A 13,398-nucleotide genomic window follows, 5' to 3' on the forward strand; every position below is an offset into this window, starting at 1 on the left:
CCAATGTCGATATCAGACTCGATGATGGCGTAACCAGGCTACTTGTACCGGGCCCCGCGCACTTAAGGTGAGGGCCATTGGCCGCCTGAGCACAACAAAAACAATGATTAGCCCGACTCCCAACGATTCTAACGGTCAGCTGGCGCAAGGCTTCAAGCCCCGCCATGTGACTATGTTGTCCATCGCCGGCATCATCGGCGCGGGGCTGTTTGTCGGCTCCGGACATGCCATCGCCGCAGCGGGGCCAGCGGTGTTGCTGGCTTACCTGTTTTCCGGCCTGCTGGTGGTGCTGGTCATGCGCATGCTGGGGGAGATGGCGGTGGCACGCCCGGACACCGGCTCGTTTTCCACCTACGCCGACCAGGCCATCGGCCCGTGGGCGGGGTTTACCATCGGCTGGTTGTATTGGTGGTTCTGGGTGCTGGTCATTCCCATCGAAGCGTTGGCCGCCGGGCATGTGCTCAATCAGTGGTTCCCTCAGGTCGATGCGTGGCTGTTTGCGTTGATCTCAATCGTTCTGCTGGTGATCACCAATCTGTTCAGCGTGGCCAAATACGGCGAATTCGAATTCTGGTTCGCCATGGCCAAGGTGATCGCCATCGTCGGCTTTATCGGCCTGGGCTTCAGCGTACTCATGGGCTGGATCCCGGATCGCGAAGCCAGCGGCTTGAGCCGCTTGATGGAAGAGCATGGCGGGTTTGCTCCCAACGGCCTGTCGGCGGTGGTGGGCGCGTTCATTACCATCATGTTCAGTTTCATCGGCACCGAAGCGGTGACCATCGCTGCAGCAGAATCGAGCAACCCGGCGCAGAACATCGCCAAGGCTACCCGCTCGGTGATCTGGCGCATTGGCGTGTTCTACCTGTTGTCGATCTCCGTCGTGATTTCCGTGGTGCCCTGGAACGATCCGCTACTGGCGTCCGTGGGTTCCTATCAGCGTGCACTGGAAATTATGAACATCCCCAACGCCAAGTTCATGGTCGATGTGGTGGTGTTGATCGCGGTAGCCAGTTGCATGAACTCCTCAATCTACATTTCCTCGCGCATGTTGTTTTCCCTGGGCAAACGCGGCGATGCGCCACCGGCACTTAAAATCACCTCGAAGGCGGGCGTGCCTCGGGCGGCGGTGATCGCCAGCACCATCATCGGTGCGGGCGTTACGTTGCTGAGCTACTTCATGCCGGCCGGTCTGTTCCAGTTCCTGCTCGCCAGCTCCGGCGCCATCGCGTTGTTGGTGTACCTGGTGATCGCTATCTCGCAACTGCGTATGCGTCGCTTGCTGCTTCGGCAGAACGTCGAGTTGACCTTTCGCATGTGGCTGTTTCCCTGGCTGACTTACCTGGTGATCGTGTTCATCTGCCTGGCCCTGGGGGTGATGATGGTGACGCCGGAACGCCGCACCGAAGTGTCCTCGACCATTGGCCTGGCGTTGGTGATTTCCTTTATCGGCCTGGTCACGTCGCGCCAGCACAACCGGGCACCCAAGCCGGTGGCGCTGGAACAGTCCTGATCACGCCCGTGGGGTAGCGGTGATGGAAACCGAGGTACCTGTTTGCCAGACCATCGGCTTTTTGCTGCTGGACCAATTCACGCTGATATCGCTGTCGTGTGCGGTCGAGCCGCTGCGCATGGCCAACCAATTGGCGGGCGAAGAGCTCTACCGTTGGCAAACCCTGAGCCTGGACGGCCAGCCGGTGTGGGCCAGCGATGGCGTGTCGGTGACCCCGGATGCGTGCGCGCAGGACCAGCGCGGTTTTGATGCGGTGATCGTGTGCGGCGGCGTCGGCATTCAACAGGCTATCAGCCCTGCGCTCATCGCTTGGTTGCGCAGCCAGGCGCGCCTGTACTGCAAACGTCTCGGCGCGATATGCACCGGCAGTTGGGCGCTGGCCCAGGCGGGGTTGCTTGATGGCTTCCAGTGCAGCGTGCATTGGGAGCTGATGGCGTCGATGCAGGAGGCGTTTACCCGCGTCAAGGTCAGCTCCAGCGTGTTCACCCTCGACGGCAACCGCTTTACCAGCTCTGGCGGCACTGCGCCGCTGGACATGATGCTGCACCTGATCGGCCGCGATCACGGGCACACGCTGTCGGCGGCGATTTCCCAGATGTTCGTGTACGAGCGCATTCGCAACGAGCGCGACCACCAACGCGTGCCGCTCAAGCACCTGCTCGGCACGCAACAGCCCAAGCTGCAAGAAGTGGTCGCCCTGATGGAAGCCAACCTGGAAGAACCCATCGACCTCGACGAACTGGCCGCCTACGTGCACGTGTCCCGCCGCCAGTTGGAGCGTATGTTCCAGAAGCACCTGTACTGCACGCCATCGCGCTATTACCTCAAACTGCGCCTGACCCGTGCCCGCCAGTTGCTGATGCAGACGCCCATTTCGATTGTCGAACTGGCGGTGATTTGCGGCTTTGTCTCCACGCCGCATTTTTCCAAGTGCTACCGGGATTTCTTCGGCGTGGCGCCCAGCGATGAGCGCTCGGACATGCGCCTGCATCCGCCGCCTGCGTTACGGCCAGAGGGGCAATCCCTGGCCCCGCAACAGCCCAGAAATACACTGGAGCAGGCGCGCGACGAGCCGACGTTTGCTACGGTGCAGATTCAAAGGCGATAGGGCTTGGGGCTTGCCCGAATGCCAGTAGGAGCGAGCAAGCCCGCTCCTACAAAAGGCAATAAGCCTCAGCGCTCAAATCCACTGGTCATTCAACGCGGTACGCTCACCGCCTTCATGCCCGGTATTCAAAATGCCCCTTGGCTCGATCATCATCAGCCTGGCTTCACCTTCGGCGGCGGTCCTGTGCTCAATGCCACGCGGCACCACATACAACTCACCCGGCTTCACATACACCGGGCCATCCGGCAGGTCGATACGCAACGTGCCTTCAAGCACCAGGAACGCTTCATCGGTTTCGGGGTGCGAATGCCAAATGAATTCACCCTCGATACGCACGACCTTGAACTGGTAGTCGTTCATTTCGGCGACCACTCTTGGGCTCCATTGCTGGTCGATGAGCGAGGCTTTTTGAGCAAGGTTTACAGGCTGTGCTTGAGTCATGCGGGATCTTCCTGTCGATGAGAAGGCCAGACTATCCAAGCAAGCGGTCAGCAGGCTTGTACGATCCTGCAACCTCTCCACTCGTACGCTCCCGCATTCCCTACGGGAATGCAGCACATAAAATTAATGCATTTTTCTTACTGCCACGGTTAACGTAATTTGCGTCAAGGCCACGGAGAACCGCCTTGAACTCATCCTCATCCAATCCTGCTGACAAATTCGATACCTCAAGAGCCAACGAGTACGCACGACAAAGCCGTATCGCGTTGGCGGGCTATGACGCGTGCCAGGACCTGGCAGCCTGCATGCTCGCGGCAAGCCTTGGTGATGCCCCTTCGGCCAAGGTACTTGTGGTCGGCGCCGGCGGTACGGCGCAGGAGATCATCGCAATGGCCAGCCTTGAACCGGAATGGCGCTTCATGGCGGTTGATCCCTCCCAGCCGATGCTCGACGCGGCAAGGCAGCAGTTGGAAGCCAACCACTTGCTTGATAGAGCCACCCTGCATCTCGGGACGCTTGAAGACCTGGCAGCAGACGCATCATACGACGCCGCCACCTTGATCGGTGTGCTCCACCATCTGGAGGGTGACGACGCCAAGGCCCGAATGCTGCGATCGATTCGGGCGCACCTGAAACCGGGGGCACCGCTGATCGTCGCGGGCAATCATTACGCGTATGCCAGCCACCCGTTGCTGCTGGCGGCGTGGGGCCAACGGTGGCGTCAGCATGGCGCCACCCCGGACGAAGTGAAGGCCAAGCTCGGCAAAATCCTTCAAGGCGCCGACCCGCCACATTCCGAGGCCGCTGTTCAGAAGCTGTTGCACGACGCTGGCTTCGGCGACGCGACCCGTTTCTTCAGCAGCCTGTTCTGGGGGGCTTGGCTGACGTGTAAGGTGCAATAGCGAAGTCAGCAACCCGTGGCACGATTCAGATCGCCCGGAGAGTAGCCAGCCGCCGACGCCAATCGCCGCCATGCCGAAGGTGGCATTCCTCTTCGGAATCGAAACTGACGCAGCGGGCGATGTTCGGGACGTGCACGTCAGCGTCATCCAGCGCGGCGGTAGTCAGCTCGCGCATACGGGCGTCCGCGCCGGTCGCGAGGGCGTGAGCCTTGCTCGCAACGCTGTCGAACACCCAGATCACCCGCAGGCTTTGGGGGAAGGCGCGGTAGTCGACGGTGTGGGTCAACCAGTCGAAGCCCGGGATTTCGGCCTTTGCGATCTCGCAGGCGTCGGTCAGGGCTGCGATGAGGCGGCGTTCGATACGGGCGTGGTCGCGTGAGGCCGGGGGCATAAAGGAAGTCCGTGAATCCTGGGAGTGGGTTGGGGCGCTGATCAGAGCATAGCTATCTACACAACTTCGGCACGACGCTAAATCTGTGGCAAGGCAGCTTGCTCCCGTGACGGCCTGACAGCCGGCGCATATCCATCTGACGCTCCGAAATCCAAATGTGGGAGCTGGCTTGTCGGGTCGCCGCATCGCTGCGAAGACGGCCTGCCAGCCGACGCCAATCTACCTGACACCCCACGATCAACTGTGGGAGCTGGCTTGCCTGCGATGACGGCCTGCCAGCCCACGCCAATCTACCTGACACTCAGCGATCCAACTGTGGGAGCTGGCTTGCCTGCGATGGCGGCCTGCCAGCCGACGCCAATCTACCTGACACCCCGCAATCAAACTGTGGGAGCGGGCTTGCTCGCGAAGGCGGCCTTATAGGCGACACAGCTGTACCGAGTACATATCCATTCCTGCGGTAACGGCCACTTAGGGTTCCGCCCTGACGGCGGCTCACTTTCGAAAAGCGCGAAAGTAAGCAAAGCGCTCTTGCCCCACCACTCGGCACCTCGCTTAGGCTCGGTGTGCCCGAACACAGTCTTGAATCCGTGGGCCGCCGCCACGCGCCATCCATGGCGCGGGGCGGCTAACCCGGCGTCCTGCCGGGTTACCCACGAATTCAAGCCTGCGTTCGGCCAGCGTGGTTTAACGGGGCGCCTGAGATCAAAAGCAGATCAAGATCAAGATCAACAGCGGCTCGCTTCGCATCGTGGTTACCGTTGAGCGCTACAGAGTTGTGTAGATACCTATGCTGATCAGAGCGGGCGCTATTGAAGCGAGGGACGCAAGCGTTGCCACTCATTCCAGCAATCCTCGGCAACGATATCCGGGTAACCCCGTTCTTGTTCCATCGCCAACGCGGTGGAGAAGGTTACCGCAATGCAAGTGGCCTGGTCGCGGATATTGCACACTTCGACTTCGCTGAGAGGTGCGCCTTTTTTCGATTCGGCGGCGGTCAGCACGGCGGCCAGGGCGGGTACGAAAACCAGGCAGAGGGGCTCGGTAGACATCAGCTTTTTCCTGAGTGGGGTGGGGCGCTTATTGTTCAGGGTTGATCAACGATCTCAACGTATGGTCCTCCCAAACGCCAGCGATTTTTAGATAGGCTCGCGCATGTCCCTCCTTCTCAAACCCCAGCGACTCCAGAAGGCGTTCACTCCGCACATTGCGGGGCAAATGATTGGCCATGATCCGGTGAAGACCCAACTGCTCAAAACAGTGTCGGTTAGTGACCTGAAGCGTTTTATTCATCAAACCGCGACCTTGGGCAGATTCCGCCAACGAAAAGCCGAGATGACAGGCCTGAAAAACGCCCCTCACAATGTTCGTGTAGTTACACCGCGCTAGAACCTCTCCGCTTTCGGCAAGCAAGAGGAAACACAGAGCGTTGTCAGCGTGCATATTGTTGACCTGCTGCTCGACCCTGGCATTGGCGTTGCCCGTGGTGAAATATTCCTCGTCCCTGAGCGGCTCCCAGGGTTGCAGATGCTTGCGATTGACGCGTTCGTAACGGCTGATCCGCTCGAAATCGTCACATGCCAATTGCCGAAGGCAGTAGCCCTCAACGCAATACTCCATAAACCCCTCCAGATTTATCAATGGCCCCATCTCACTGCGTAGCCGCAAAGAATAGCGCCGCTGCGCGTAAAGCGACCCCTTTCATGGCAAAGAGGTCTACCATGCCAGCCCCGGCAGTGGTTTTACTCGCTCCCGAACTCCATTTTTCAAGGTAGCGATAATGTCCATCGACCAGATCTCCCTCCCCAAAGGCGTCGGCCCCCACGCCGCCAAGCTGCTTGACGCCATTACTGGCGCCTCCACCCATGAAGAACTCAACCGTGCTGGCGGTAAAGCCGAGGGTTTTGTGCTGGGGCTGGAGGCCACCAAGGCGATCAAAAGCCAGATTGCAGAGTCGCTGTATGTGGCGTATGACGACGCGGCGAGCAATCGGGCGTGTGAACTGAAGGGCTAGTGCACGTCAGCCCATGGTTCCGGAATGAGCGCCAATCGCCGGACTAGGCTGACGAACATAATAATTGTCGAACTCACTGCTTTCGATGAACTGGAAGCCATGGCGGGTATAAAAGCGATTCGAAGCGCTTTCTTTGAGAGCCCCTACTTTGATAGGCAGCGCAGCCGCATCCGCCTCTTTGAAAATATGAGAGAGAACTGCAGACCCTACCCCTGAACCTTGCGCGCTCGGCCTTACATACAAGTGGTCGAGCAAGAGTTCATTGGGGTGATGTTTGACCACTACGAAACCCACCCTCTCTCCAGACGCCTCGATATAGCGTGTGTCGCGAGCTTCAAAGCCGCCAACAAACCGCTCCCGCGCACGGGCTGGATCAAATCGCCCAACACGCTCCAGACTTTCGCGCATGGCCTCGATTCGAATGGCTACCAGATTATCCAAGTCGCTTTGTTGAACCGGGACCAAAATGATGGGGGAATTTTGATTGGGTGCGACGGGCATATTGGGTGCTCTAGCTACCATCCTGGGGGCTCAGTATAGAGAGCCTGATACTGATGAAGCGACCCGCATGGTATGTTCACGGCATACATGGAGTAACGGCCCCAGGAAGGAAATGGCCATGCCAGTGGACACCCACCCAATCCGCATTCTCTCGCAACGCCTTAGCATTGAGCCCTTCTGTGAGCAGGACGCTGTTGAGTCCTTCCCTTGTATCACGCCGACTCTGACTCGCTACATGTCCTGGGAACCGCCTGCCTCGCTGGAAGAGTACGCGCAAGTCTGGGGGCGGTGGCTGCCTGCGATAGCGGATGGCAGCGACATTGTGTTCACGGTCAGGGAGCGGGTAGGTGCTCGTTTTACCGGCTTGGTCGGGCTGCACCATACCGGCAGTGAAACACCGGAGTTGGGGATCTGGATCCGTGAAGATAAACATGGGTTGGGCTTTGGGGGGGAAGCGGTGCGGGCGGTTGTTCAATGGGCTAGCCAGTGGGTGGCAGCAAAGCACTTCATTTACCCTGTTGCGATGCAGAACCGTGCGAGTCGACGTATTGCTGAAGCTCTGGGGGGAGTCGTCATCGAAAGGCGGACGGCGGAAAAATATGATTCGGTTGTGTATCAGATACCGGGGGGTTAGCTCTGGGCATCGGGTTTGCGATTGCTGGCCTGCACGAACGGCAGAAATCGGCCATTAGCGGACGTTGAACTACGTCCGCTGAACCCCAAACCTGAATATCGGCTTGGCTCAGATTCAAATTCAGATTGAGCAAATCCGCCTCTCACCCAACCGCTCTACCAACCTGATGAGATAACCGTCGGGATCCTGGACGATGAATTCGCGCTGGCCCACTCCAAGATGGGTTAGATGCACCAACTATAGTTCGGTGCCACGAGGGGATCGTGGCGAGCATCATGATGCAAGGGCGGGAATTATAGTGACGCGTTGATGGCTGCTATTGGTCGAAGAGATTCTTGCACGCAGCTCACCTTTAGGCCGGTGGGCATCGATCAGACACGCTCGGGTGAGCTGCGATCGAAGCGCGTCAGGTCATAAAACATTTTTGGGGTGAACCTGCCAGCGGTTCGAATACGCATATACTGTGCGTAGTGCGAATGGTAGCAGTTTGATATTGCCGGCTAAAGGTTGTGTAACTTCGATGAACAAGACTGATCTGCTTGAGTATTTGAAAGAGACCAGTTCGGAAATGACCCGAGCCAATATAGATGAAGCTGTTCTGCTGCATTTCGATTTGGTCATGGAAAGCTATCGAGAAAAGCCTTCGTTTTATAAAAATTTGTTGAAATATGACCGATTCATGGTTGCCCTGTCTTTATTGAGCTTCAGCTACAAAGACGAGAAAGTTCCTTTATCCAGAGTAAAGGCATTCTGCTACGAACGTGGCTATATGTCTCGAAATAGCCTGGATTCTTATTGTTCATTTTTGTCCCTTGCCGGATATCTGGATGTTCGGTTACATGTGCAGGACGGGCGTCAACGTAGTTTCCGACCTACGGAAAAAGCGCTAAGCAATACCGTGCAGCTAATCAAATCTTATTTGCTGCCTTCGCAGATGATCTCTCCATACGACAGTGGGTTATCGGTTGTGGGGAAGAATGTTGATCTATTGCGCGTATTTTTTCGAGGGTTTGCCAAGATACTTGAAGGGGACTTCCTGCTCGACAAGCTGTTGCCTGAAGCGAAATGGATTCTCAATCGGGACGGCGGTCATCTGCCGATGCTCGCACTCTATGCCGATGCCCTGCGCACCGGCTCGTTAGAGACCGGCTACAACGTATCCTCTTACGTGGAGCTTTCATCGCGTCTGGGCGTGTCCAAAACACACATGCAGCGCATGATCAAAGAAGGCCAGTTACAGGGCTATTTCAAATGCGACAAACGTTTGGTGGGGTTGAGTCCGGCCTTTCTCGAATTGATGCGGCGGGCCATGTCAATCTACTTTGCAATTGCCCGTGTCAGCATGGAGTTGGGAGTTGATGAGAGCGAAGTAGGAAACGAGCCTGGCGGTATTCGCTGTGTGTGAACGTTAGCGCGAGTTCGCTTGTTATTTTGGGGAGCGATTTCATCACTAAGCAATGTCCTTTTTGTTGTAATTTTTATGCCGGAGTTCAGCGTGTTTAATCGCCAGTTGAAGAATGCTCTTTTTACCTGCCAAGAGCAATTGTGCCTGGCGCTCGGGACAGTCGCCGACGTCGAAGCGGTGTTTCTTTCAGTTCGTGTCGATGGAGCTGGCCGGATTATCTCGGCCAACCAGCGGTTTGCGCAAACGCTGGGATACTCGCTGGAACAGCTTTCAAAAATGGTAATGAGTAACATCAACGCGCAACCGCAGAATGATTTTGCACCCAACCTGTGCGCCATCGAACGGCAACGCTATCGTGCCTCCGACGGCCGTGCTGTGACACTCAATATAGGCTGGATCGCTGCAGCGAACCGGACGTTTCAAGGCTACGGCATGGTTGCACCTGCGCTGGCGCGGGACGAACAGGAGATTATCGAAATGTTCAGCGCACTGAACCGCTCGATGGCGATGATCCAGTTCAGTCTCGCGGGTGAGGTCGTCTACGCCAACGAATCGTTCGTCCAAGCGATGGGTTACAGCCTTGCGGAGATACAGGGCAAGCATCACCGTCTGTTCTGCCTGGCGGAGGACGTGGCGTCGGCGCATTACGACGAATTCTGGAGGAGTCTGAACAAGGGCGTGTTTAACGCTGGTCGCTTTCGCCGGGTAGATAAAAGCGGAAAAGTGGTTTGGCTGGAGGCCACTTACAATCCCATCAGAGACGCTTCCGGTCGGGTTTATAAAATTGCCAAATTCGCCAGCGTAGTGACCGAGCAAGTTGAAAAAGCCGACGGAATCAAACAAGCAGCGACCATGGCTTACGACGTGTCGCTAGATACCGATGTGAAAGCTAACCGAGGGATGGAACTGGTCGCCGACTCCGTGCTCGGCACACAGAATATTTCCCAACAGATGGCCTTGGTGACCGACAGCATGACCGCGCTTGAATCGCAGTCGCAGTTGATCGCTTCCATCGTCGACACGATCGGCGCCATTGCCACCCAGACCAATCTCTTGGCGCTTAACGCCGCTATCGAAGCTGCACGCGCTGGAGTGCATGGACGAGGATTCGCGGTCGTGGCGGATGAAGTGCGCAAGCTCGCCGGCCGTACCAGTGCGGCCACCCAGGAGATTAACGGTGTGGTCAGGCAAAATCGAGAATTGGCCGGCGAAGCCGCGTTGCATGTCCAGTGCAGCAGAGACCAAGCCAACGTTTTATTGGAACTGTCCGAACAGGCAGGTATGGCGATGGCAGCTATCCAGTCAGGCGCAAAGCAAGTAGTGAAAGCGATTGGTAGAGTCACCAGCGATCTGCATTGAACGCTTTATCTGCGTCGCGGTAACGCCTCCTCCTTTGGTGAAAGCAATATGGAAGTTTTTGCGTACGGTTTTTCCGATTGATAACAGGAATTTGGATGCCAAAGCACACTTAATTCATTGATTAGGTATTGCCCAGACGTTGACATCACATTCAGGCCGTTTCGGAAAAGGAGTTTAGGGATGCCGGCGACTTTCAAAATCAGACCAAGAATGCGAACACTGCTGTCACCAGCGGTAACCAAGATTGAAATGGCGGGAATTGTTTCCTGGCTTTGTGTGTTGCTGATTGAGCCTGCGACAACGTTAAATCTGTTAAATATGTTGGTTACAGCATCGTTGTTGATTATATGGTACGTTCATCGCGTAGTTGCTGATTTTCGCATATGGAGAATGCTCGGCGGCGTGTATATATTGATTTTATCACTCGGCTTTGCGCATGTGATTGACACCAATGTGCAGCTGCGCGTCTTTACGCTGCCCCTAGCTGTGATCATCGTGGTAAGCAGTGCTATCTTATTCGTCACGGTTCAGGACTATCTTCTCTCTACATTGCTGGTCTGGATACTGATGTGGCCCAATTTGGACGTTGGCTTTTACCGGGAACTGGAAGTTTATCTGGTCATTTTTTGCGTTGCTTCCATGTCCATAGGGTTTACTCTCAGCTTTACCTATCTAAGAAACATGCGCTCAGTGTTGTTGGTCGAAAGTGAATTCAGGACATTGGCGGAGACGGATTTTCTCACATCCTTACTTAATCGACGGGCCTTTATGGGATTCTTCCAAAATGCATTGGCAGAAGGCCGCAGCGGCTACTTTATAATGTTGGACATTGACGAATTTAAATTAAAAAACGATCAGTACGGTCACGATGTCGGTGACAAGATTTTGTGTGCCATGGCCGCGTGCCTGAAATCCACCCCTGGCAGCCACAGTGTCGGGCGGATTGGAGGTGAGGAATTCGGTGTCTTGTTGTTGGGCGAAGATGATGCGGTTGCTCATGAGTACGCATTGCGCCTGCTGGGCAACATCCGTTGCAGTGTATTGCCTCCGCATCAGTTCACTTGCAGCGCGGGCGTCGCGCAGTTCCGAGCGACATCGGACATGTCCGCAGTGCTCAAATGCGCCGACAGCAATATGTATAAAGCGAAGCATGATGGTAAGGATCGGGTGTTTCAGGATGGAAAGCAGGTCAAACCGCTACGTCCTGTAACTACGTAATTAAGGTTTGACTGGAGGACGTCTGTGAAAATCGTTTTCGAAGAAATCGAATCTCCCCCTTGCTGCTTGCTTACTCTGGGCACCTTCACTTTAATGTTCCAGAACCGCTCAGAGGCTGAAAGCTTTCTCAAGCTCCTGATGGGGGCGCAGACATCGTTTAGCCCCAATCGCTGAACGTCTGCTTCTGGCCGATTGCTGCCCTTCGTGGAGGGCAGGTTAGCGTCGGATGCTCTCCTTTGCCACGTAGCATTCGATCACCGCCCAACTCAGTTTGTGACGGTGATCGTCGCAATCGTTATTCCTTCTCCAGCTCTGCAATACCTCTCACCGGATAGATCACTTCATGGGTGTCCAGATTTCGAATCTCGGATTCGATAGTAATGGTCGAGACCTGACGCCTCGGGGGCCCATTGATGTCGTCGCGGGTGGTGAAGTCCACGACATATCGCTGGCCTGCGCGGAATTCCACATCGCGAGCACCGAAGCCGCACTTGGCGCCACCGGTACCCAAGGCATTCATCGATACCCAACACCAGCTCAAGGAGTGTTTGCCTGGGGTCAAGCGCAGTGCCTGCTTGCCGGAAACGTCAAGGATTGAGCGCCGCCCGGAACCCTCTAGTAGTTGGTCGTCCACATGCGTGGCCAGCAGCAATCGATGGAATTTTACTCCCAATCCGCGAAAACGGGTGGTGGCGAAATACACCACTGGCGCATTGGCCGCGTTATTGGACAGGTCATATGGCGTCATCAACTCCGGTGCCCAATCGCCTTGGTAATCCTTGTAGTGGTAGTTGGAACAAGCGGTTGTGAGACCGGCAATCAGCAGAACAGCTGGGAGTTTGAGATACGACAGAAATGACGACGAGCGCGTTATTCTTCCTTGTTTAACGAGTTGGTTAGGATACCGCATCGCGAAGCCAGCTAGTACTTGAGCGGATTAGGAAACTCATCGCCCATCAGTTTCGAGCCAGCGAAAGTACAAGCGCACTTTTAAAGCAGTCGTCGCTCTCGTCATCGCAGAGGGCTTTGTGCTGAGGCTGAATCCACCAAAGCCATCAAGCGCCAAATCGTCGAGTCGTTGTATGTGGCTTACAACGACGCGACGAGATCATCGATCTAATGAATTGAAGAGCTGATCATCAGCCAGGGCAGGGCGCTTGGCGGGCAAGCTTGCTCCTACAGGAGGGCCATATTCAGGTGTTATGGTTGGCGCTGACGATGGAGGACTGAACATGACATTGACTGTCGACACCTTGCTCGAATTGGCCATGGCCAACCCTATCAATGCGCACATCACCGCGCGCCTGCCGGAGCTTGGTGTGCAGCAGTGCTTGCTCACGGCGGGCTGTTTGTTCCAGGCGGTGTGGAACCATCAGGCGAATCTGCCGGCGGCTCAGGGCGTGAAGGACTATGACGTTTTTTACTTTGACGAGGACCTGTCCTACGAGGCGGAAGACGCGGTAATTCGTGCGGCGCAGGTGCTATTCCAAGACCTGGGGGTGAATGTGGAGGTCAGGAATCAGGCGCGGGTGCACCTTTGGTATGGGCAGCGGTTTGGCCGGCCTTACCCGCAGTTGCATTCGGCTCGGCAGGGGGTTGACCGTTACCTGGTGGCGGGTACGTGCATTGCGCTGGATATTGCCTCGGGCGAGGTGTATGCGCCTTATGGCTTGGAGGATGTGGAGCAGGGTGTCTTGCGCATCAACCCTTTGCATCCGGAGCCGGCGCTGTTTTTGCACAAGGCCAGGAGTTATCAGGCGCGTTGGCCGTGGCTCAAGATTGTCGAGCCGGGCTGAGCCCCAATGCCGGCCAGTTAAGACGCAGCGCGGAAAAGGGGACGGGGAGTAATACAGGTATCATTGGGCCTGTCCCCCGGCAGCGTACGCCATGAAGCTGGTTATCCAGTCTTCTGCCT

General features: G+C 56.3%; 14 protein-coding genes and 3 pseudogenes. 10 read left to right on the top strand and 7 right to left on the bottom strand.

The window, feature by feature from the left end; translation table 11 throughout:
• The first annotated feature begins 103 nt into the window (after positions 1-103).
• Together AC4PS6_RS17110 and gbdR are read left to right on the top strand one after the other, a co-directional pair.
• Positions 104-1,510, top strand: coding sequence for an amino acid permease (locus tag AC4PS6_RS17110; protein ID WP_336827477.1), 1,407 nt, complete (start codon positions 104-106; stop codon positions 1,508-1,510).
• A 22-nt stretch (positions 1,511-1,532) separates the two neighbouring features.
• Positions 1,533-2,618, top strand: a complete 1,086-nt coding sequence (gene gbdR, locus AC4PS6_RS17115; protein ID WP_020302478.1) for a choline metabolism transcriptional regulator GbdR — start codon at positions 1,533-1,535, stop codon at positions 2,616-2,618.
• 72 nt (positions 2,619-2,690) lie between these two features.
• Here the strand turns inward: gbdR and AC4PS6_RS17120 are convergent, their stop codons facing one another.
• Positions 2,691-3,059, bottom strand: a complete 369-nt coding sequence (locus AC4PS6_RS17120; RefSeq protein ID WP_005789834.1) for a cupin domain-containing protein — start codon at positions 3,057-3,059, stop codon at positions 2,691-2,693.
• Positions 3,060-3,244: 185 nt separating this feature from the next.
• Here AC4PS6_RS17120 and AC4PS6_RS17125 point away from each other — a divergent pair, with 185 nt between their 5' ends.
• Positions 3,245-3,961, top strand: coding sequence for a class I SAM-dependent methyltransferase (locus tag AC4PS6_RS17125; protein WP_336827478.1), 717 nt, complete (start codon positions 3,245-3,247; stop codon positions 3,959-3,961).
• Positions 3,962-3,986: 25 nt separating this feature from the next.
• On the opposite strand, the gene AC4PS6_RS17130 is transcribed toward AC4PS6_RS17125, so the two are convergent.
• From AC4PS6_RS17130 to AC4PS6_RS17140, 3 genes are all read right to left on the bottom strand, one after another.
• A complete protein-coding gene (locus AC4PS6_RS17130; protein ID WP_020302475.1) occupies positions 3,987-4,352 on the bottom strand; it encodes a hypothetical protein in 366 nt (121 codons plus the stop codon).
• An 809-nt stretch (positions 4,353-5,161) separates the two neighbouring features.
• Positions 5,162-5,404 carry a hypothetical protein gene (locus tag AC4PS6_RS17135; protein ID WP_057700787.1) on the bottom strand — a complete coding sequence of 81 codons (243 nt, stop codon included), beginning with the start codon at positions 5,402-5,404 and terminating at the stop codon, positions 5,162-5,164.
• Positions 5,405-5,432: 28 nt separating this feature from the next.
• Positions 5,433-5,972 (bottom strand): GNAT family N-acetyltransferase, encoded by a 540-nt coding sequence (locus AC4PS6_RS17140; RefSeq protein ID WP_336827479.1) that lies wholly within the window; start codon positions 5,970-5,972, stop codon positions 5,433-5,435.
• Positions 5,973-6,132: 160 nt separating this feature from the next.
• Between AC4PS6_RS17140 and AC4PS6_RS17145 the strand changes: the two genes are divergently transcribed.
• Entirely contained in the window at positions 6,133-6,366 is a 234-nt protein-coding gene (locus AC4PS6_RS17145; protein ID WP_336827480.1) for a hypothetical protein, read from the top strand.
• 6 nt (positions 6,367-6,372) lie between these two features.
• Here the strand turns inward: AC4PS6_RS17145 and AC4PS6_RS17150 are convergent, their stop codons facing one another.
• Positions 6,373-6,867, bottom strand: coding sequence for a GNAT family N-acetyltransferase (locus tag AC4PS6_RS17150; RefSeq protein ID WP_336827481.1), 495 nt, complete (start codon positions 6,865-6,867; stop codon positions 6,373-6,375).
• 118 nt (positions 6,868-6,985) lie between these two features.
• Here AC4PS6_RS17150 and AC4PS6_RS17155 point away from each other — a divergent pair, with 118 nt between their 5' ends.
• The gene (locus tag AC4PS6_RS17155) at positions 6,986-7,501 is read left to right on the top strand and encodes a GNAT family N-acetyltransferase (RefSeq protein WP_336827482.1); all 516 of its coding nucleotides are present in this window, start codon (positions 6,986-6,988) and stop codon (positions 7,499-7,501) included.
• A gap of 120 nt (positions 7,502-7,621) precedes the next feature.
• Here the strand turns inward: AC4PS6_RS17155 and AC4PS6_RS17160 are convergent.
• Positions 7,622-7,714: pseudogene (locus AC4PS6_RS17160) on the bottom strand (VOC family protein); the annotation flags it as partial.
• A 307-nt stretch (positions 7,715-8,021) separates the two neighbouring features.
• Here AC4PS6_RS17160 and AC4PS6_RS17165 point away from each other — a divergent pair.
• The 4 genes and pseudogenes from AC4PS6_RS17165 (at position 8,022) to AC4PS6_RS17180 (ending at position 11,483) form a co-directional block, all read left to right on the top strand.
• The gene (locus AC4PS6_RS17165; protein ID WP_073842527.1) at positions 8,022-8,906 is read left to right on the top strand and encodes a hypothetical protein; all 885 of its coding nucleotides are present in this window, start codon (positions 8,022-8,024) and stop codon (positions 8,904-8,906) included.
• Between the two features lie 75 nt (positions 8,907-8,981).
• Positions 8,982-9,713 (top strand): annotated as a pseudogene (locus AC4PS6_RS17170) (PAS domain-containing protein); the annotation flags it as partial.
• Between the two features lie 186 nt (positions 9,714-9,899).
• A pseudogene (locus AC4PS6_RS17175) lies at positions 9,900-10,265 on the top strand (methyl-accepting chemotaxis protein); the annotation flags it as partial.
• A gap of 180 nt (positions 10,266-10,445) precedes the next feature.
• The gene (locus AC4PS6_RS17180) at positions 10,446-11,483 is read left to right on the top strand and encodes a GGDEF domain-containing protein (RefSeq protein WP_103452325.1); all 1,038 of its coding nucleotides are present in this window, start codon (positions 10,446-10,448) and stop codon (positions 11,481-11,483) included.
• A 295-nt stretch (positions 11,484-11,778) separates the two neighbouring features.
• Here AC4PS6_RS17180 and AC4PS6_RS17185 read toward each other — a convergent pair whose 3' ends face one another.
• Positions 11,779-12,231, bottom strand: a complete 453-nt coding sequence (locus AC4PS6_RS17185; RefSeq protein WP_336827483.1) for a hypothetical protein — start codon at positions 12,229-12,231, stop codon at positions 11,779-11,781.
• Between the two features lie 484 nt (positions 12,232-12,715).
• Between AC4PS6_RS17185 and AC4PS6_RS17190 the strand changes: the two genes are divergently transcribed.
• The gene (locus AC4PS6_RS17190; protein WP_014719181.1) at positions 12,716-13,279 is read left to right on the top strand and encodes a nucleotidyltransferase family protein; all 564 of its coding nucleotides are present in this window, start codon (positions 12,716-12,718) and stop codon (positions 13,277-13,279) included.
• The last annotated feature ends 119 nt before the right edge of the window (positions 13,280-13,398 follow it).

Source organism: Pseudomonas sp. DW-iso17, from assembly GCF_058725345.1.

Coding starts and splice junctions, on each gene's coding strand:
- gbdR (WP_020302478.1), top strand. CDS start 1,533: ATGGAAACCGAGGTACCTGTTTGCCAGACCATCGGCTTTTTGCTGCTG.
- AC4PS6_RS17165 (WP_073842527.1), top strand. CDS start 8,022: ATGAACAAGACTGATCTGCTTGAGTATTTGAAAGAGACCAGTTCGGAA.
- AC4PS6_RS17185 (WP_336827483.1), bottom strand. CDS start 12,231: ATGACGCCATATGACCTGTCCAATAACGCGGCCAATGCGCCAGTGGTG.
- AC4PS6_RS17135 (WP_057700787.1), bottom strand. CDS start 5,404: ATGTCTACCGAGCCCCTCTGCCTGGTTTTCGTACCCGCCCTGGCCGCC.
- AC4PS6_RS17145 (WP_336827480.1), top strand. CDS start 6,133: ATGTCCATCGACCAGATCTCCCTCCCCAAAGGCGTCGGCCCCCACGCC.
- AC4PS6_RS17190 (WP_014719181.1), top strand. CDS start 12,716: ATGACATTGACTGTCGACACCTTGCTCGAATTGGCCATGGCCAACCCT.
- AC4PS6_RS17110 (WP_336827477.1), top strand. CDS start 104: ATGATTAGCCCGACTCCCAACGATTCTAACGGTCAGCTGGCGCAAGGC.
- AC4PS6_RS17120 (WP_005789834.1), bottom strand. CDS start 3,059: ATGACTCAAGCACAGCCTGTAAACCTTGCTCAAAAAGCCTCGCTCATC.
- AC4PS6_RS17155 (WP_336827482.1), top strand. CDS start 6,986: ATGCCAGTGGACACCCACCCAATCCGCATTCTCTCGCAACGCCTTAGC.
- AC4PS6_RS17130 (WP_020302475.1), bottom strand. CDS start 4,352: ATGCCCCCGGCCTCACGCGACCACGCCCGTATCGAACGCCGCCTCATC.
- AC4PS6_RS17180 (WP_103452325.1), top strand. CDS start 10,446: ATGCCGGCGACTTTCAAAATCAGACCAAGAATGCGAACACTGCTGTCA.
- AC4PS6_RS17140 (WP_336827479.1), bottom strand. CDS start 5,972: ATGGAGTATTGCGTTGAGGGCTACTGCCTTCGGCAATTGGCATGTGAC.
- AC4PS6_RS17150 (WP_336827481.1), bottom strand. CDS start 6,867: ATGCCCGTCGCACCCAATCAAAATTCCCCCATCATTTTGGTCCCGGTT.